The organism is Clostridium sp. AF20-7, assembly GCF_003479275.1.
Taxonomy (GTDB): Bacteria; Bacillota; Clostridia; order Lachnospirales; family Lachnospiraceae; genus Otoolea; species Otoolea fessa.
Genome location: NZ_QUGF01000003.1, coordinates 297,573 through 316,155, shown reverse-complemented (window position 1 = coordinate 316,155; position 18,583 = coordinate 297,573). Strand labels below are relative to the sequence as shown.

Annotated in this window: 15 protein-coding genes and 1 other annotated feature; of the genes, 3 read left to right on the top strand and 12 right to left on the bottom strand. The window is 48.9% G+C overall.

Translation table 11 applies throughout. The features are described 5' to 3' along the window. Positions 1-228 precede the first annotated feature (228 nt). On the bottom strand, positions 229-1,566 hold the full coding sequence (locus DWX68_RS04510; RefSeq protein WP_118468077.1) for an MATE family efflux transporter: 1,338 nt from the start codon (positions 1,564-1,566) through the stop codon (positions 229-231). Between the two features lie 229 nt (positions 1,567-1,795). Here DWX68_RS04510 and nhaC point away from each other — a divergent pair, with 229 nt between their 5' ends. Together nhaC and DWX68_RS04500 are read left to right on the top strand one after the other, a co-directional pair. Next, positions 1,796-3,184, top strand: a complete 1,389-nt coding sequence (gene nhaC / locus DWX68_RS04505; RefSeq protein ID WP_118628707.1) for a Na+/H+ antiporter NhaC — start codon at positions 1,796-1,798, stop codon at positions 3,182-3,184. 155 nt (positions 3,185-3,339) lie between these two features. After that, complete coding sequence (locus DWX68_RS04500; RefSeq protein WP_022358555.1) at positions 3,340-4,218, top strand: MBL fold metallo-hydrolase; 879 nt, start codon at positions 3,340-3,342, stop codon at positions 4,216-4,218. A 94-nt stretch (positions 4,219-4,312) separates the two neighbouring features. Here the strand turns inward: DWX68_RS04500 and DWX68_RS04495 are convergent, their stop codons facing one another. From DWX68_RS04495 to DWX68_RS04445, 11 genes are all read right to left on the bottom strand, one after another. Next, positions 4,313-5,107, bottom strand: coding sequence for an ATP-binding cassette domain-containing protein (locus DWX68_RS04495; RefSeq protein ID WP_118628706.1), 795 nt, complete (start codon positions 5,105-5,107; stop codon positions 4,313-4,315). A gap of 44 nt (positions 5,108-5,151) precedes the next feature. After that, positions 5,152-6,060 (bottom strand): ABC transporter permease, encoded by a 909-nt coding sequence (locus DWX68_RS04490; RefSeq protein WP_118628705.1) that lies wholly within the window; start codon positions 6,058-6,060, stop codon positions 5,152-5,154. Between the two features lie 92 nt (positions 6,061-6,152). Then, the gene (locus tag DWX68_RS04485; protein WP_243027540.1) at positions 6,153-7,232 is read right to left on the bottom strand and encodes an ABC transporter substrate-binding protein; all 1,080 of its coding nucleotides are present in this window, start codon (positions 7,230-7,232) and stop codon (positions 6,153-6,155) included. Between the two features lie 85 nt (positions 7,233-7,317). After that, positions 7,318-7,655: a binding site (T-box leader), on the bottom strand. Between the two features lie 292 nt (positions 7,656-7,947). Continuing rightward, positions 7,948-8,367, bottom strand: coding sequence for a C-GCAxxG-C-C family protein (locus DWX68_RS04480; RefSeq protein ID WP_118628704.1), 420 nt, complete (start codon positions 8,365-8,367; stop codon positions 7,948-7,950). Positions 8,368-8,714: 347 nt separating this feature from the next. Next, positions 8,715-9,617, bottom strand: coding sequence for an ornithine carbamoyltransferase (gene argF, locus DWX68_RS04475; RefSeq protein ID WP_022358782.1), 903 nt, complete (start codon positions 9,615-9,617; stop codon positions 8,715-8,717). 2 nt (positions 9,618-9,619) lie between these two features. Next, positions 9,620-10,798, bottom strand: a complete 1,179-nt coding sequence (locus DWX68_RS04470; RefSeq protein ID WP_118628703.1) for an aspartate aminotransferase family protein — start codon at positions 10,796-10,798, stop codon at positions 9,620-9,622. 31 nt (positions 10,799-10,829) lie between these two features. Further along, complete coding sequence (gene argB, locus DWX68_RS04465; protein ID WP_243027530.1) at positions 10,830-11,678, bottom strand: acetylglutamate kinase; 849 nt, start codon at positions 11,676-11,678, stop codon at positions 10,830-10,832. Positions 11,679-11,695: 17 nt separating this feature from the next. Continuing rightward, the gene (argJ, locus tag DWX68_RS04460; RefSeq protein ID WP_118482043.1) at positions 11,696-12,904 is read right to left on the bottom strand and encodes a bifunctional ornithine acetyltransferase/N-acetylglutamate synthase; all 1,209 of its coding nucleotides are present in this window, start codon (positions 12,902-12,904) and stop codon (positions 11,696-11,698) included. 249 nt (positions 12,905-13,153) lie between these two features. Beyond that, positions 13,154-14,092, bottom strand: a complete 939-nt coding sequence (gene argC, locus DWX68_RS04455; RefSeq protein ID WP_118628701.1) for an N-acetyl-gamma-glutamyl-phosphate reductase — start codon at positions 14,090-14,092, stop codon at positions 13,154-13,156. A 104-nt stretch (positions 14,093-14,196) separates the two neighbouring features. After that, positions 14,197-15,585 (bottom strand): argininosuccinate lyase, encoded by a 1,389-nt coding sequence (argH, locus tag DWX68_RS04450; RefSeq protein WP_118628721.1) that lies wholly within the window; start codon positions 15,583-15,585, stop codon positions 14,197-14,199. Between the two features lie 129 nt (positions 15,586-15,714). Beyond that, positions 15,715-16,965, bottom strand: a complete 1,251-nt coding sequence (locus DWX68_RS04445) for an argininosuccinate synthase (RefSeq protein ID WP_022358444.1) — start codon at positions 16,963-16,965, stop codon at positions 15,715-15,717. Positions 16,966-17,365: 400 nt separating this feature from the next. Here DWX68_RS04445 and DWX68_RS04440 point away from each other — a divergent pair, with 400 nt between their 5' ends. Next, positions 17,366-18,520 (top strand): NADP-dependent malic enzyme, encoded by a 1,155-nt coding sequence (locus DWX68_RS04440; RefSeq protein ID WP_118490588.1) that lies wholly within the window; start codon positions 17,366-17,368, stop codon positions 18,518-18,520. Positions 18,521-18,583 lie beyond the last annotated feature (63 nt).

Here is an 18,583-nt window from a genome sequence, read left to right as displayed (position 1 = left end):
ACACACGCAAGTTCTATAATGTATCAGATTTCCTTTCATACATATAGTATATCATATTGAAGTGTAATACGCAATTATTATTCGAACATATTTTCGTTTTTATTGTATGCCGGTTACGGCATTACTATCAAAGGATGAGAATTATTATACTATTTGCATTGTGCAGATATGCACACTCCTGCGCTTTCATCTCGGTAATTGAATTGCCGAGGATTCCCGCTTATTGTCCTAAAAATATTGATACCTCCTTCTCTTCGCCACCAAAAAGATAACTGACACCGTCACGGACATACATTCCGCCACGATAATTGCACCCCAGATTCCGTTCAAGCCCAGGAGCAGCGGCAGAATGATAACCGATGCACTTTCAAACACAAGAGTACGCAAAAATGCTATCAGCGCCGAGGTCAGTCCATCTCCCAGCGCCGTAAAAAAGGCGGAACTGAAAATGGAGAAACCGCAGAATAAGAACGAAACCGCATAAATGGAATACGCATGTACCGTCATGTCCAGAAGCCCGGCATCATATCCTACGAAAATAGCTGCCAACGGTGCCGCCATCACCTCGGACAGCAGCAGCATGCTCAGAGACGCCGCCGCGATCAGAAGCACACTGCGCTTTAGCAGGTTATTTAACTCCTTTTTATTTCCTGCGCCGTAGTGATAGCTGATAACCGGAGCTACGCCGGTCGCATAACCGATGAAAATCGCAAGGAAAATAAAGTCCACATACATGATGGTTCCGTAAGCTGCGACTCCGTTTTCTCCCGCGTAGCGCATCAGCTGCGCGTTATACAGCATGCCGACAATGGACATGGAAATACTGCTCATCAATTCCGATACACCGTTGGTGCAGGCACGTCTGAGCGCTCCTCCATCCCACTTTGGTCTGCGAAGGCGGAGGCTGCTGCTGTTCTTCCGCAGGAAATAAACCAGCGGTATCGTTCCTCCTATGATCTGTCCCATCGCAGTCGCCATCGCCGCTCCGGCAATTCCCCAATGGAACACTCCCATGAACAGAACATCTCCCGTCATATTAAGCACACCCGAAATGATCGTTACAATCAGCCCCAGCTTCGGCTTCTCCGCCGTCACGGAAAGGCTGCCAAACGCATACTGCAACATTAAAAACGGAAGCGCCACCAGAATGATCCGTCCATACCGGATGCAGTCCGCCAGCATCTCTCCCTTCGCGCCAAGAAAGGCAGCGATCTGCGGTAAAAACAGAATACTGATAACCGCAATTACCAGACCAGAAACAAAGGTCGCAGCGATCAGAAGGGAAAAAATCTCCTGCGCCTTCTCACGCCTGCCCTCGCCCATAATCCGGGCGATCAGGGCACTTCCACCCGTGCCGAACATAAATCCCATGGCACCTACGACCATCAGAAACGGCATAATGAAATTGACCGCCGCAAACGGCGTTTTTCCTACAAAATTCGATACAAAATATCCATCTACCACTCCGTAAATGGAGGTAAAAATCATCATTAAAATAGATGGAATTGTAAACCGGATCAATCTCCCAAAACCGAAATGATCCGATAACTGAATCCTCTGTTCCATAACATTCTCCTGTCAAATTTTTAAGTAATTCTGCCATTATATCATAATTCTTCACATCACGGAACATCACCTGCACCTCTTCTCCCTTGAGCCAAATAAATATTATTCCTACGGTTGATTTTTTCGGAATTATTCTGTATAATGAAAATAAATTTACAATTTAACGCGTTAAACCTCAACGCATTAAATTCAAAAAAGCACGACTTTCACATTAGGGAGGAACTATGTTATGAGCGAAGACAAAAAATTAAACATGCCTCAGTCGCTTCTGCTTCTGCTCCTGATCATCGGAGCGGTTGCAGTCTGCATCCGGCTGAAAACGGGCGGACCGATGATTGGACTATTTATGAGCTGGATCATCATCTATCTGTTTTGTAAGGTATTACGCATAAATTATGAGCATGTTGTAAACGGCGCTTACGACGCGATCCGGGTTGTCGTTCCTACCTTGTGCCTGCTCATGGCAATCGGCGTCATGATCGGTACCTGGCTGCAAAGCGGCACGATTGCAACCATCATTGTCGGCGGTTTAAAACTGATCAACCCGACCTGGCTGCTGCCTCTGACCCTGATTTTCTGTGCCGTATTAAGCCTTGTGACCGGAACCTCCTACGGTTCCGTCGGCAGTGCCGGTGTTGCCATGATGGCGATCGGCAACGCGATGGGCATCCATCCTGGCATGGTGGCAGGTGCTGTCATCTGCGGCGCGATGTTCGGTGACAAATTAAGCCCGCTTTCCGACACAACCAACCTGGCTCCAGCGGTTGCTGGCTCTAAATTAAACGACCACGTGCGTTCCATGCTCTGGACCACGCTTCCGACCTTTGTCATCAGCCTGGTTCTCTTTGTAATTCTTGGCATCAGCCAGACTTCAGGAAACTATGAAAATGGAAATCTTCTGACATACATCGATGCCCTGCAAGGTGAGTTTAAACTTGGCTTCATCACTCTGCTGCCAGCCATCGCAATCATTATTCTGCTTTTATGCAAAGTAAACGCGGTTGTCTCCCTTGGTCTTTCCGCCATCTGCGCCGGAGCTGTCTCTTTCTTCTATCAGGGCGCAACTTTGCAGAGTATCATCCGTGTTGCTTACAACGGATACAGTACCAGCATTGAGGAAGGTATTTTACAGACCATCTTAAACCGCGGCGGTATGAGCAGCATGCTTCAGTATGTGGCAATCATCTGCTTTGCAGTTGGTATGGGCGGTATGCTGGATCGCCTCGGCGTTCTCGGCAATCTCTTAAACGCCATCGTAAATCACATCAACAGCGATGGCAGCCTGATTGCAGCAAGCCTTTTAGTCGGCTATGTAACCAGCTTAATCAGCTGTTCCCAGCCGATGTCCCACGTCCTGACTGGAAATATGATGAAACCGCTGTTCAAATCCAGAAAAATCGCACCAGAAATCCTTTCTCGTACCCTTGAGGACGCAGGTACTTTATCCGGTCCGATGATTCCGTGGCACGGTTACTGTGTATACATGTCTGGAACCCTCGGCGTTGCCTGGTCAATATTCTTCCCATACCTGTTCTTACTGTACTTAACACCTTTGTTCAGTATTTTCTATGGATTTACGGGAATCTCCATCCGGCATACAGACGGCGCTCAAAATTAAACCTTTCTCTTGATGAAAACAAAAGGATCGAAACATATATTCAGCCTTTGACACAGTGTTTACCTGTGCAAAGGCTGAACACATCTAATTTGCCCGAACTTTTTTCATGATTTCGCGCAAAATATATTACATATGAATTTAGGAGATGAATATTTATGATGGAAACAAAGCTTGTACTTCTCGGAACCGGTACCCCGAATGCCTGCCCGAATGCCAGCGGTCCTTCTTCTGCAGTTGTCGTAGGCGACCGCGCTTATCTTGTAGATTTTGGTCCTGGCGTTGTCCGTCAGGCGGCGAAAGCATACCAACAGGGAATTGATGCCCTGCGCCCGGACCGGCTGATGATCGCATTCTGCACACATCTGCACACCGACCACACGGCCGGCTATCCGGATCTCATTTTTACCCCGTGGGTGCTGGAACGCCCGAAGCCGCTGAAAGTATTCGGTCCAAAAGGCATCCAGAACATGACCGAACATATTTTAAAAGCATATGAAACGGACATCGACTTCCGTATCCACGGCTTTGAAAAAGCCAACGAAAATGGCTACAAAGTCGAAACTACCGATATCCAGCCTGGTATCATTTATCAGGATGACCGCGTGACGGTTGAGGCATTTCCAGTCAGCCACGGTACGCTTGAAAGCTACGGATTTAAGTTTACAACACCGGATAAGGTGATCGTGATCAGCGGTGACACGGCTCCGCTTGAGATCGTGGCGCAGAAAGCGGAAGGCTGCGATATTCTCCTCCATGAGGTCGAGTACACCGCCGGACTCTCCGCCAGAGAGCCAAAATGGCAGAAATACCACCAGGAAGTTCACACTCTCAGCGTTGATCTGGCAAAGATTGCCGCCAAAGCGCACCCGCGGCTTCTGGTTACCTACCACCGTATCTATCACATGGAAATCCAGGACAACACCCGCGATGTCGAGGCTGAGATGGCGCGCAGAAACACCGCCATTTTGCAGGAAATCCGTGATGCCGGATATGAAGGTGCCGTTGTAAATGGACAGGATTTAGATGTATTCTAAGAAAAATTTAAGGGGCTGTGAAATAAGTCCCTAACCAAAATGGGGATGTAAAAACTTAATCGAATTTTTTTACATCCCCATTTCGTTTTATCTTCTACGCCAGCATCATCCGGTCATTATCAAATGCCTTCTTCTTTTTCTCCGCATAGCAGTCTAAAAGGTCATTCACCCCCATTTTCGCTCTCTCCTCACCGCCCAGATCCAGGATGATCCGCCCTTCATCGAGCATGATCGTCCGATTTCCGGTCGTGAGCGCCTGCGACAGATTGTGGGTGATCATCAGCGTCGTCAGATGGTTTTCCGACACAACCGACCGCGTGATCTCCATGACCTTATCCGCCGTCGCCGGGTCAAGCGCTGCCGTGTGCTCATCCAGAAGAAGGAGTTTTGGCATGACAAGCGTACACATGAGAAGCGTCACAACCTGTCTCTGACCACCTGACAGAAGCCCTACCTTCGTCTTCATACGATTTTCCAGATCCATATGGTACTTCTCAAGCTCTGTCCGGAATAGATCCTTTTCCTGTTTGCGGACCGCACTTCGAAATGGCTTCCGATCCTTCCGGGTATATGCCAGCGCCAGATTTTCCTCGATCGTCAGATGTGGCGCCGTTCCTTTCATCGGATCCTGGAACACGCGCCCGATCTGGCGCGCCCTACGATGCTCCGACAGAAAAGTGATATCCTGACCATCCAGGAAAATCTGTCCCTGATCCAGCCAGTAATTGCCGCAGATCGCATTAAAAAGCGTCGATTTTCCCGCTCCGTTGGAACCGATGATCGTCACAAACTCCCCATCATCCAGATGCAGGTCCAGTCCGTTCAAAGCATGGTGCTCGCTCGCCGTACCAGCGGAAAATACTTTGGTTGCCTGTTTTACATCTAACATAGTACATCTCCATCTTTTATCCCTGTTTGTAACTGCTTTCCAGGTTATTGTTCACACATATCTCTTTCTCTCGTCCGCTTCATCTTTGAAAGCCCCATCTGATAACGGATCGCCGGAAGCGCCAGCGCCGCCGCTACGATGCACGCTGATACCAGTTTTAACGCATATGCCGGAAAAATCTGGCTCTTGGTTGCCGCTGCGATGATATAACGGTAGATGATCGAACCGAAAATCGAGGAAAAAAATCCGATTTCCAGACCTCTTTTTCCAACAATCACTTCGCCAATGATGACCGATGCCAGACCTACGACCAGCATACCGGAACCGGAGTTTACATCTGCAAATCCCTGATACTGGGCAATCAGACCGCCGCTGACCGCTACCAGTGCATTGCTGAATGCCAGCGTCGTGATTTTCATCGCGTCTACATTGATGGAGGACGCGCTCACCATCGCCTCATTATCGCCCGTCGCCCGGATGCAGAGTCCCAGATGCGTCCGGAAGAAAAGAATCAGCAGCACCAGGCAGACTGCTGCTGCCGCGATCGCAATCACGAGTCTTGCCGCCTCTTTTGAAAGTCCCAGGCTTTCTGCCGCTTTAAATATGGTCGGAACATTGATGAGGGAAATATTCGGGCTGCTTCCCATCACAATCAGGTTGATGGTGTAAAGCCCGCACATTGTGAGGATGCCAGCTAATACCGCATGAATCCCCATCTTCGTCTGGAGTACGCCTGTCACACAGCCTGCCAGCGCCCCGGCCACAGCTGCTGCCACGATCCCGGCAACCGGATGCCCCGCCAGCGTGCAGACCGCCGAGGCTGCCAGTCCCAGCGTAAAGCTCCCCTCCGCCGTCAGATCCGGAATATTTAAAATGCGGAATGTGACGTATATTCCAAGCGCCAGTATTCCATATAAAAATCCCAACTGCAGGGATCCGATCACCAGTGTCATGTGTGCTTCCTCCTATTTTCAAGTTCGTTTGTAATTACTCCGCAAATTTCCACAATCAATGAATGTGCGTACCAGCCAGATTGCTATATATCTTACTCCACATCCTTTACAAAGGTTGCCTCGTTCTGCACCTCATCCGAGAATGTGATTCCCAGTGCATCCGCTGTATCCTGGTTAATTACCATATTGGAAGCCGGTACCACAACAGCTGCAATGTCCTCAATCGCAGTTCCGTTTAAGTATTCCAGCGCCATATCCGCGGTCTGTGCGCCGATCTCGGTGTCGCTGATTGCAATCGTTGCAAATGCGCCAGAATCAACCATAACAGCAGAACTTCCGTATACCGGAATCTTCGCATCTCTTGCCACTTCCGTTACCATCGGCATTGCACTCTGGATGACACTGTCATTCGGTACGAAAATCGCGTCAACCTCGCCCGCTAAAGACTGTGCCGCCTGCTGTACTTCAGATGAGTTCGTAACAACCGCCTCTTTATAGGAAAGTCCCTGATCGTCTAAATATTTTTTTGCATTCTCCACGGTGCTGACGGAATTGATCTCGCTTGTATTATACAACATTCCGTAGGTCTTACAATCTGGTGTCAGCTTATCGCTCAGTGCGAAAATATCCTCAACCGGAATCGCATTGGAAGTACCGGTTGCATTCTTATCCGGCTTTTCCATATCGGTAATGACACCCGCGCCGACCGGATTGGAAACAGCGATAAAGAATACCGGAATATCCGTCTCCAGGTTTACCATCGCTTGGGTCGCCGGAGTCGCAATCGTTGCAATCAGGTCAACACCGCTGTCTGCCATCTCCTGGCAGATGGTATTCAGCGCTGCCGCATCGCCCTGTGCATTTTTGTAAACAATATCGACTTTACCACCTGTATATTTTTCAGTCAGCTCCTCCGAGAAACCATCGCGCATATCTGCAAATGCACCGTTATCAATCATCTGGATCACGCCAACCTTGATATCGCCCTTTGCTTCGCTGGCCGCTGCCTCCGATGCATCTCCATTTTCAGAAGCCGCCTCAGAATCCGCCACTGCTGTCGTCTCTGCCGCATTCGAGCCGCCACAGCCTGCCATCGTCAGTGCCATTGCCGCTGCCATCGCTGCTGCTGTGCCTCTTTTTGCCATCATTCCAAATCCATTCATTTTTCTCATAATACTCTCCCTTTCCGCCATCCTGGCTCTCGCTGATTTTGATTCCCAACGAAATATAAAATCCCCGGCGCAGACAAACTCCTGCGCCGGGGACGAATAAACAAATATCGTGGTGCCACCCCTGTTCTCAGACCTTCAAACTTTATATATAAAAAGCAGATATTCTCACACAATGGAAAATATCTGCCATCCAGTCTGACTCATTCTACGGTACGGAAAACATAGACGTGATTGATAATGCGAAATCAGATATGCTCTCGATACCCTACCCTTTAACGCAGAGCTACGGCTGCAGCTACTCGAATCACTCTTTCACCTCGCATCTCCCAAATCCATTCCATACAGCCCTTCATACCGGTTTCCACCAAGCCCGGCTCTCTGTGATGTACCTCTGTATGTACTCGTTTTGTTCATTGACTTTATAGTGTCGTATTTAATTTTTTCATAGTTTACCACTATGTTTTTAAGTTGTCAATCCTATTTTCGAATTTTTCTTTATCATCGGCAAAATCGGGTTACTGTTCACAGGTAGGCACTTTTGGAACCGAAAGTGCCGTAAGAAAACGTGGTGGCAGCAGGAATTTGCCGTATTTAAATGCGAAGCCACGGCAAATTCCGTTACTGGGCACGTATGCGTGAACAGTAACAAAATCGGCTGCCCGCGCGTTGCTGTACGGCACTTGCAGTTTCAAACGTGCCAATTTGTGAGGATATATTAGAACAATACTTCTCCGATAATCTCCACCGCATCGCTGATGCAGTCTGGACAGGCACGCAGCACATTTCCTGTTTCCACACCCTTCAAATCCCTACAGACCACGCTCTGGTTCTTCTCAAGGAAACGCGCGATGCACTCTCTGGCATCCTTATAAGAAACCGCCTTCGAATTCGCCAGCTCCAGATCCCCGGTACTATCCTTCAGCCCCGCCAGCACAGCCGCCGCCGAAATGGCCCCACAGGTACCATTCATGCCGCCCATGCCAAGACCAAGCCCCTCCGTCACCTTAAACAGCGCCACCTTGTCCAAATCCACCTTATCCGCAAACGCACACGCCACCGACTGGGCACAATTATACCCCATTCCATGAAACTGAGCCGCCTGCTGCTGACGCGCTGAAATCTCCTCTTTTGTCATACTGATACCTCCTAAAATTTTCTTAATCTGCTAAATTTTTTATATTGTACTATTTATGCCAATTATAACATACATTTCCACCTTTTAAACACCCCAAAAAGCATACAACATACAGCGCCAGAAGCCAAATGCCCTCCGTTGCATTTGCAGGAGTCTTGGTAACTCTTGGCTCGCAGAGATTTGTGTTAGAGTTCAAAATACACCTGTCTGAGCGAAGCGAGTTTGTATTTTGGACTCTGCTTTTAACAAATCTATGCAAGCCTAGTGTTACCGGCTCCGAAACCGCAACGGAGGGCATTTGGCTTCTGGCGCGTCACCTTGCCATTTTTATGCATTTCTATATATTTCTATTTCATCAGCGTAACCATAACCGCCTTCTGGGCATGCAACCGGTTTTCCGCCTCTTCAAAGATCTCAGACGCATGTTCTTCAAAGATCTTCTCGGTAATCTCCTGTCCACGGTAAGCCGGCAGACAGTGCATTACCATCGCCCCCGGTTTTGCCGCAGCCATCAGTTCATCATTGATCTGATATCCCTGGAATGCCTGCTGGCGGATCTTCTTCTCTTCTTCCTGACCCATGGAAGTCCATGTATCTGTGATGACAACGTCTGCATTTTCCACTGCCTTGATCGGATCATTTACCAGTGTAAATGCGTCATTGCCAGCTGCGAAATCCAGCACTTCTTTCGCCGGACGGTAATTATCCGGAGTTGCGATAGATACCTGCATATCCGATTTCAGACCGCCTACGATCAGGGAGTTCGCCATGTTGTTGCCGTCGCCGATGTAACACATCTTGAGCCCTTTCAGTACGCCGTATTTCTCACGGATCGTCATCAGGTCAGCCAGTACCTGGCACGGATGGCAGAAATCAGTCAGACCGTTGATGATCGGGATAGAACCGTATTTTGCCAGATCCTCCACTTCTTTCTGCTCATAGGTACGGATCATGATGCCGTCCAGATAACGGGACAGTACGCGTGCGGTATCCTGTACCGGCTCACCGCGTCCGATCTGTAAGTCGCGGGAGGAAAGGAACAGTGCCTGTCCGCCGAGCTGGAACATACCTGTCTCAAAGGAAACTCTGGTACGGGTGGATGACTTCTGGAAAATCAGGCCGATAGATTTGCCCTCCAGAAGACGATGTGAAATGTGATGTTTTCGTTCATATTTTAACTGATCTGCCAGATCCAGGATCGAGGTAATCTCCTCCGGTGTGCAGTCTAACAGCTTTAATAAATGCTTCATGTCTAAAATACCTCCCTCATAGCAGCGATTGCCTCGTCCATCTCCTCTTTCGTGATGACAAGCGGCGGAAGCAGACGGATCGCCTCTGTACCGGCTGTCAGGACCAGGACGCCTTTTTCCATCAACTGACTGACCATCGCAGCTCTCTCATCTTTGTCCACTACGATGCCTAACATCAATCCCATGCCGCGAACAGTCTTTACCTTTGGAGAACCGATCGCTAAAATCTCCTTTTTCAGGTACTCGCCCTTTTCCTGAACCGATTTCAGGAATTCCGGCTTATTTACGATATCTAATACGGTATTGGCAGCCGCACAGCAGAGCGGATTGCCGCCGAAGGTTGTACCGTGCGTACCGGCGCCCAGTACATCCTGGCATTTCTTATCCGCCATGACAGCACCGATCGGAACACCGCCGCCGAGTCCCTTGGCCATACTGATGATGTTCGGCTGAACGCCGTACTGCTCATAGCAGAACAGGCTTCCGGTACGTCCGATGCCCGTCTGAACCTCGTCAATCAGAAGCAGGATGTCCTTCTCCTTGCAGATCTCGGCAGTTGCCTGTACAAATTTCTTATCAAGCGGAAGGACGCCGCCCTCGCCCTGAATCATCTCCATCATGACAGCGCAGGTCGTATCATCAATCTTGCGCTTCATGTCTTCGATATCATTGGCTGCCGCATAATCAAATCCTTCCGTGAATGGGAAGAAATACTGATGAAACTTGTCCTGTCCGGTTGCCTTTAATGTTGTCACGGTACGTCCGTGGAAGGACTGTTTCAGCGTGATAATCTTATTTCTTCCCTCGCCGTATTTGTCAAAGGAATACTTTCTTGCCAGCTTGATCATACCCTCGTTGGCTTCCGCACCGGAGTTTGCAAAAAAGATTTTTCCCATTCCGGCTGCATCGACCAACTTCTTTGCTGCCTGCACCATCGGCTCGGTGTAATACAGGTTGCAGGCGTGCATCAGCTTATGTGCCTGCTCCGATACCGCAGTCGTCAGCGCATCGTTGTCATGACCAAGACTGTTGACACCGATGCCGGAGGTCAGATCAATGTATTTCTTTCCCTCCGTATCCCACAGCGTCGCGCCTTTTCCGTGATCCAGCGCAATCGGAAAGCGGCCGTATGTATGCATAATATAAGTTTCTTCGCCCTGTTTGATTTCTTCAAATGTCATAAAAATCCTCCATGCATCTTTCAAACTTTGTTTACGAGAACATGGTTCCTACACCGTCATCGCTCAAAAGCTCGACCAGAATCGAGTGCGGCACACGACCATCCTGGATATTGGCACGTTCTACACCCTGGCGTACTGCCTCAACACAGCAGTCTACCTTCGGAATCATGCCGCCGGAGATCACACCCTCTTTGATAAGCGCCGGAACCTCAGAAACTTTCAGTCTCGGAATCAGTGTCGAATCGTCTTTCGGATCGCGCATCAGACCGCATACATCCGTCAGAAGAATCAGTTTTTTCGCTTTCAGTGCCACCGCCAGCTTCTCCGCTGCCGTATCTGCATTGATGTTATAGTTTGTCTCCTCGTCCATGCCTGCTGCCACGGAGGAAACAACCGGGATAAAGCCCTCATTTAAAACATCGAGAACGACTTGCTCATTGACTTCTTTAATATCTCCCACATAGCCGTATTCCGTTCCATCCGGATCGACTAACTGGATCGCCTTGAAGAGTCCGCCGTCCATGCCGCCCAGACCAACGGCATGTCCGCCTGCTTTCTCAAACAGGGAAACAAGGTTTTTGTTAACCTTGCCGCAGAGAATCATCTGGACAATATCCATCGTCTCGCGGTCTGTGTAGCGCAGACCTTTGACAAATTTAGACTCTTTTCCGGTTTTTTTGAGCATCTCCGAAATCTCCGGACCGCCGCCGTGTACCAGCACGACCTTGATTCCTACCAGATTTAAAAGGACGATATCCTCGATCACCGCCTGCTTTAAATCTTCATTAATCATGGCGTTTCCGCCGTATTTTACAACGATAATTTTACCTGCATATTCCTGAATATAAGGCAGTGCCTCTACCAGGACTTCTGCGCTCATTTTTGATCCTGTTTTCATCACGTCCGATAATCTCCATTAATCTTCACATAATCATAGGTCAAATCGCATCCCCAGCAGGTAGCTCTTCCGCTGCCTTCCTGAAGTGTTACATTGATCTCCACTTCATCCTGGCTTAAGATTTTCTTTGCCAGATCTTCATCAAAATCAAGTCCTCTGCCGTCCTCACAGACCGCAATGCTGCCCTCTTTGGAAGCAAACTCGACTAACACTTTCTCCGTGTTAAACTCAGCTCCGGAATAGCCCATCGCGCAGAGAACGCGTCCCCAGTTCGCATCGGAACCGAACATTGCTGCTTTGGTCAGGGAAGAACCGGCGATGGATTTTGCCAGTACCTCGGCTGTCTCCTCGTCCTTCGCTCCCTTCACGGTACAGGTCATCAGCTTGCTTGCGCCCTCGCCGTCTGCCGCAATCTTACGAGCCAGATCCTGCATAACCGTCTGCAATGCCTCGCGGAATGCCTCGTATGCCGGATCTTCTGCAGTAATCTCCGCATTGCCAGCCATACCATTTGCCAGAACGGTACACATATCGTTGGTGGAAGTATCGCCGTCAACAGTCACACGGTTGAAGGTACGTTTTACATTGAATAACAGCGCCTTGCGGATCATCTCGCTGCTGACTGCACAATCGGTTGTGATGAAGCACAGCATCGTTCCCATATTCGGGTGAATCATGCCGGAACCTTTGCAGATACCGCCGATGTGGCAGGTTGTTCCATCTACATCAAATTCAACAGCGATCGTCTTCACTTTTGTATCGGTCGTCATGATCGCTTCTGCAGCTACCAGGGAGTTGTCATATTTCATCTCCATCTCGCCTGCATGAGCCTCGATCGCCTCAACCGGAAGCGTCTGACCGATGACGCCGGTCGATGCTACGATTACATTTTCCTCCGAAACGCCCAGCGCTCGCGCGCCTGCCTTTGCCTGTCTTCTTGCATTCTCCATGCCAAACGGAGCGCACGCATTCGCATTACCGGAATTGACAATAACCGCCTGTGCCTTTCCGTCAGCCAGATGTTCCTTTGTCAGTAAAATCGGCGATGCCTTGACGCGGTTGGTCGTATAAACCGCCGATGCGTTGCAGACACAGTCCGAAAGGATCATCGCCAGATCCTTTTTTGTATGAGATTTGCGGATTCCACAGCGCATCGCGCCCGCTTTAAATCCTTTTGCAGCACAAACACCGCCTTCGATTATCTTCATATGACATTCCTCCTGTCATTTTTAATGTACTCTCGGAATCTTTCTGTGCTTGATTTTGTGAGATGTTTTTTTGTCAGTTGTGCCCAAATTTCTGAGGCGTACGCGGCGCGTACGTTGATGAAATTCGGGTGCGGCTGGCGGAAAATCAGCCACAAAAGCAAGTGCAGAAAGACTCCGAGAGTACATTTTTATATAACTTCGTGTCTATAGTCCCCCGCAGCTATTTTATGATTTTATCTCTCAACCCCTCTATAGTGCCAGTCCAGTTGTCTCCTCAAATCCGAGCATCAGGTTCATGTTCTGAACGGCTGCGCCTGAAGCACCCTTTCCAAGATTATCAAAGAGCGCCGTCACCATGGTCTGTTCCCCGTGACCATTGACAATCAGCTCCAGACTGTCTCGGCCTGCCATATCTGCCGCCGCGATCATACCGTCATATCCAAACGGATGTACCTTAATGAGCTTCTGTCCGTCATACCAGCCAGCCAGCTTCTCGTAGATATCTTCCGCGGTCGGCTTCCCCGGAAGCAGGCGGTTCTGAAGCTGAATCGTGACTGCCATTCCTTTATAGTAGTCATCCACGATCGGACTGAATACCGGCGGGAAGTCCAGTCCGCAGATTTTCTGCATTTCCGGCAGATGTTTATGTTTCAGAGTCAGGCCATAGATACGGGGTGCAAAATAACTCTGCGGCTTCTCTGGGGATTCATACTCGGCAATCATCTTTTTGCCGCCGCCCGAATAGCCAGTCAGCGAAAATACCGTCATCGGATAATTCTTCGGAATCACGCCCTGTGCAACCAGCGGATACGTTGAAGTGATAAATCCGGTCGCATGACAGCCTGGATTCGCTACGCGGTTCGATTTCTGAATTGCCTCGCGATGTGCATTCGAAAGCTCTGCCATACCATACGTCCATCCGGCTGCCGTCCGGTGTGCGGTAGAGGCATCGATGATACGTGCCTTGGAACCTTCTGCCAGCGCAACCGCATCGATCGCCGCCATATCCGGCAGACACAAGAATACAATATCTGCTGCGTGAATCAGTTTCCGCCGTTCTTCACTGTCTTTCCGCTTTTCTTCATCAATCAGAAGCAGTTCGATATCCTCTCTCCCGGCCAGACGATCATAAATCTGCAGTCCGGTTGTTCCTTCTTTTCCGTCTATATAAATCTTCGGTTTCGCCATTGTTCGTCCCCCGTTTCCTATCCGTCTTTCTTATGTCACATTTCCAACGCCCGTCATTGCTTACGCAGCCATCACCATCCGCATCCGGCGCTGACCAGAATGCACTAAACCGTTTCGTGCTCGCTCACAAACTTCTCAATCACCGAAATCTGGCGGGTTACTTCTTCCGGAGCCGGTCCGCCGATTACCTTACGTCCACGTACACAGGTCTTCAAATCAATCGCTTCATATACGTCATTTTCAAAGACATCGGAATGTGTCTTGTACTCTTCCAGTGTCAGATCGGCTAAGGACTTGTCCTCACGTACACACTGGGCTACCAGCTGTCCGACGGTCTTGTATGCGTCACGGAACGGCATTCCCTTCTTGGTCAGGTAATCTGCACAGTCCGTTGCGTTGATGAAGCCTTTCAGAGCCGCTTTCTTCATATTGTCTTTCAGGATCTGCATCGTGGAGAACATTGGAGTCAGCACGCGCAGGCACTGTTTTACGGTGTCAATCGCATCAAAGACTGCCTCTTTGTCTTCCTGCATATCCTTGTTGTATGCCAGCGGAATACCCTTTAACATGGTAAGAAGGGTAAACAGATCGCCGTACACGCGACCGGTCTTGCCGCGGACCAGCTCGCAGACATCCGGATTCTTCTTCTGCGGCATGATGGAGGAACCGGTTGAAAATGCGTCATCCAGCTCTACAAACTTGAACTCCCAGGAACACCAGGAAATAATTTCCTCAGAAAAACGGGACAGATGCATCATCAGGATGGATAAAGCGGCTGTCAGCTCCACGCAGTAATCGCGGTCAGAAACACCATCCAGGGAGTTATTGGTCACTCTGGCAAAACCAAGCTGCTGGCGTACAAAATCACGGTCAATCGGATATGTGGTGGAAGCCAGTGCGCCTGAGCCGAGCGGCATATCATCCATGCCCTCTAAGCAGTTTTCCAGACGGATTACATCACGGCGCATCATATTGGCATATGCCATCATATAATGTCCAAATGTAACCGGCTGTGCACGCTGCAGATGTGTATAACCCGGCATAACAGTTTCCAGATTGTTCTTTGCGCTCTCGCAGAGTGCTTCCATGAAATCGAGAATTTCCTTTTTGATCGCCACGATCTCTTTCTTCACGTAAAGACGCATATCCAGTGCAACCTGATCATTTCTGGATCTCGCCGTGTGAAGACGTTTTCCGGCATCGCCGATGCGCTCGGTCAGAATCTGCTCTACATTCATATGAATATCCTCATAATCCTGTGAGAAATGAATCTTACCTGCCTCAATATCCGCTAAGATACCTTTCAGTCCTTCGATAATCTTGTCTGATTCTTCCTTCGCAATGATGCCCTGCTTGCCCAGCATAGCCGCATGGGCCATGGAGCCTGTGATATCTTCCTTATAAAGACGACAGTCAAAGGAAATCGATGAGTTAAAATCATTTACCTCCAGATCTGTCTCTTTTCCGAATCGTCCTGCCCATAACTTTGCCATAAGTGTAAACTCCTTTTTATTCTCTGATTTAGAACCAATGCGACCATTGGAACCGGCAGATACCGGAAAACCAATGGTCACCATCGGCTGCGGGCTTGTCGCCTGCAGATTATTTATTATTTTCCTAAATTATTCTACGCTCGGAAAATGCTCGCCGGTCTTTGCTGCCAGAACTTCGTCGTTCAGGGCGCGAACCTTGATCGGAAGTCCGAACAGGTTGATGAATCCAGCGGAATCTGCCTGGTTGTAGCAGTCATCCTCATCAAATGTAGCCATGCCTGCGGAATACAGGGTGTATGGAGATGTAACAGATGCCGGAATGATGTTGCCCTTGTAAAGTTTCAGTTTTACATCACCGGTTACGGTCTCCTGTGTGGAATCAACAAACGCGCTCATTGCTTTGCGCAGCGGTGTGTACCACTGACCATTGTATACTAACTCAGCGAACTTGAGAGCCAGCTGCTGTTTGTAGTGCTGTGTCTCTTTGTCCAGAGTGATTTCTTCCAGTTTCTCATGAGCCTTGTAAAGGATAGCTCCACCAGGAGTCTCATATACACCACGGCTCTTCATGCCAACCAGACGGTTCTCTACAATATCCAGAAGTCCGCAGCCGTTCTCACCGCCTACCTTGTTCAGAACCTCGATTACCTTCTCTGCATCCATCTCCTCGCCGTTTACACTGGTCGGAACACCTTTCTCGAAGTGGATGGTTACATAAGTAGCTTTATCCGGTGCATTCTCCGGAGATACGCCTAACTCAAGGAATCCAGGTTTGTTGATCGGAGCCTCGTTTGCCGGATCCTCCAGATCCAGACCCTCATGGGACAGATGCCACAGGTTCTTATCCTTGGAGTAGTTGGTCTCTTTCGTAATCTTTAACGGAATGTTGTGAGCCTCTGCGTACTCGATCTCTTTTTCACGGGAATTCAGTTCCCAGAAACGCCACGGAGCGATAACATCCATCTGCGGAGCAAATGCCTTGATAGCCAGTTCGAAACGAACCTGATCGTTTCCTTTACCGGTACAGCCGTGGCAGATAGCGTCTGCGCCCTCTTTCTTCGCAATTTCAACGATTCTCTTAGCGATAATCGGACGAGCGAAAGAAGTACCTAACAGGTAATGCTCATAAGTAGCGCCAGCCTTCATAGTCGGGATGATGTACTCATCTACGAACTCTTTCTTCAGATCCTCGATGTACAGCTTGGAAGCACCTGTCTTTAATGCCTTCTCTTCCAGACCATCCAGCTCCGCACCCTGACCTACGTCAGCGGAAACTGCGATAACCTCACAGCCATAGTTTTCTTTCAGCCACGGGATTAAAACCGATGTGTCCAGACCGCCTGAATATGCAAGAACAATTTTATTATATTTCTTAGCCATTTTTCATTTCCTCCAATCATTTGCCTGCGTGATGCTTTTTTCTTTGTCCATCCAGTCAACTAAGACCGGCAGATTTATATGCCTCACATGAAATTACCCAGATTATACCTCCTTGATCCTAATTATGCAATACTTTTTTTGCATTTTTATGAATAATTTTTGTATAAAAACGTGTTTTATGCATTTTTCATGTGTTTTATGCATAAAAATAACATTTACGGACTTCATTTATATGCTATGCTACATGATAGGTATAAGTATTATAAATAAGTGGTACTGTGTGTGTACAGTAACATGGTACTGCCCTTCCTGCATTCTAAAATATGCATCTTGATTTAAAATGTCAAAATTGCTATTATAATGTAAGAATAAAATGAAAGCATTCGAAAGGATAAAAACCATGACGATCAATGAAAAAGCACTCGAACTTCATGAAAAATGGAACGGCAAGCTCGATACCGTCTCCAAAGTACAGGTAAAAACCAGAGAGGATCTGGCTCTGGCATACACACCGGGCGTTGCAGAACCATGTAAGGTAATTGCAAAAGATCCGGAAGCTGCATACCGCTACACCATCAAGTCCAACACTGTAGCCGTTGTCTCCGACGGAAGCGCCGTTCTGGGACTTGGCAATATCGGACCGTTAGCAGCTATGCCGGTTATGGAAGGAAAAGCCGTTCTGTTTAAAGAGTTCGGCGGCATCAATGCATTCCCGATCTGCCTCGACACACAGGACACCGAGGAGATCATCGAGACAGTTGTCCGCATTGCCCCGGCATTCGGCGGTATCAACCTGGAGGACATCTCCGCACCGCGCTGCTTTGAGATCGAGGAACGTTTAAAGAAACTGTTAAACATTCCGGTTTTCCACGATGATCAGCACGGAACCGCCATCGTCGTACTGGCAGGCATCATCAACGCCCTGAAAGTAACCGGCAAGAAGAAGGAAGACTGCCGCGTCGTTGTCAACGGCGCCGGAAGCGCAGGCGTTGCCATCACCAAACTGCTCTTAAACTACGGATTCCCGCATATCACCATGTGTGATAAGACCGGTATGCTCTGCAAGGGCATGGAAGGGCTTAACTGGATGCAGGAAAAGATGGTCGAAGTTACCAACTTAGAGCACAAGACGGGCACACTTGCCGATGCATTAAAAGGCGCTGACATCTTCGTAGGCGTGTCTGCTCCGGGCATCGTTTCCCAGGAGATGGTTGCTTCCATGAATAAGGATTCCATTCTCTTCGCAATGGCAAACCCGGTACCGGAGATCATGCCGGATCTGGCAAAAGCTGCTGGTGCAAGAGTCGTAGGAACCGGACGTTCCGATTTCCCGAACCAGGTCAACAACGTTCTCATCTTCCCAGGCATCTTCCGCGGCGCTCTGGAAGGACGCGCAACCGCTATCACCGAAGAAATGAAACTGGCTGCTGCCAACGCAATTGCTGCTCTGGTTGATGACAGCGAATTGAGCGACGAGAACATTCTTCCGGCAGCATTTGATCCGCGTGTAGCTGACGCTGTTTCCAAGGCTGTGAAGGAACACATTAAGAAATAAACGTAACAATTCAAGCGATTCTCGCATTTACCGTAAGAACCGCACAAAATTTGCACAGTTACG

Bases quoted from the DNA above. Each gene is read 5' to 3' on its own strand.
- argF (WP_022358782.1), bottom strand. From the start codon at position 9,617: ATGAAGCATTTATTAAAGCTGTTAGACTGCACACCGGAGGAGATTACC.
- argB (WP_243027530.1), bottom strand. From the start codon at position 11,678: ATGAGCGCAGAAGTCCTGGTAGAGGCACTGCCTTATATTCAGGAATAT.
- DWX68_RS04500 (WP_022358555.1), top strand. From the start codon at position 3,340: ATGATGGAAACAAAGCTTGTACTTCTCGGAACCGGTACCCCGAATGCC.
- argH (WP_118628721.1), bottom strand. From the start codon at position 15,585: ATGGCAAAGTTATGGGCAGGACGATTCGGAAAAGAGACAGATCTGGAG.
- DWX68_RS04445 (WP_022358444.1), bottom strand. From the start codon at position 16,965: ATGGCTAAGAAATATAATAAAATTGTTCTTGCATATTCAGGCGGTCTG.
- DWX68_RS04490 (WP_118628705.1), bottom strand. From the start codon at position 6,060: ATGACACTGGTGATCGGATCCCTGCAGTTGGGATTTTTATATGGAATA.
- DWX68_RS04510 (WP_118468077.1), bottom strand. From the start codon at position 1,566: ATGGAACAGAGGATTCAGTTATCGGATCATTTCGGTTTTGGGAGATTG.
- DWX68_RS04485 (WP_243027540.1), bottom strand. From the start codon at position 7,232: ATGAGAAAAATGAATGGATTTGGAATGATGGCAAAAAGAGGCACAGCA.
- argC (WP_118628701.1), bottom strand. From the start codon at position 14,092: ATGGCGAAACCGAAGATTTATATAGACGGAAAAGAAGGAACAACCGGA.
- DWX68_RS04480 (WP_118628704.1), bottom strand. From the start codon at position 8,367: ATGACAAAAGAGGAGATTTCAGCGCGTCAGCAGCAGGCGGCTCAGTTT.
- DWX68_RS04440 (WP_118490588.1), top strand. From the start codon at position 17,366: ATGACGATCAATGAAAAAGCACTCGAACTTCATGAAAAATGGAACGGC.
- DWX68_RS04470 (WP_118628703.1), bottom strand. From the start codon at position 10,798: ATGACATTTGAAGAAATCAAACAGGGCGAAGAAACTTATATTATGCAT.
- argJ (WP_118482043.1), bottom strand. From the start codon at position 12,904: ATGAAGATAATCGAAGGCGGTGTTTGTGCTGCAAAAGGATTTAAAGCG.
- nhaC (WP_118628707.1), top strand. From the start codon at position 1,796: ATGAGCGAAGACAAAAAATTAAACATGCCTCAGTCGCTTCTGCTTCTG.
- DWX68_RS04495 (WP_118628706.1), bottom strand. From the start codon at position 5,107: ATGTTAGATGTAAAACAGGCAACCAAAGTATTTTCCGCTGGTACGGCG.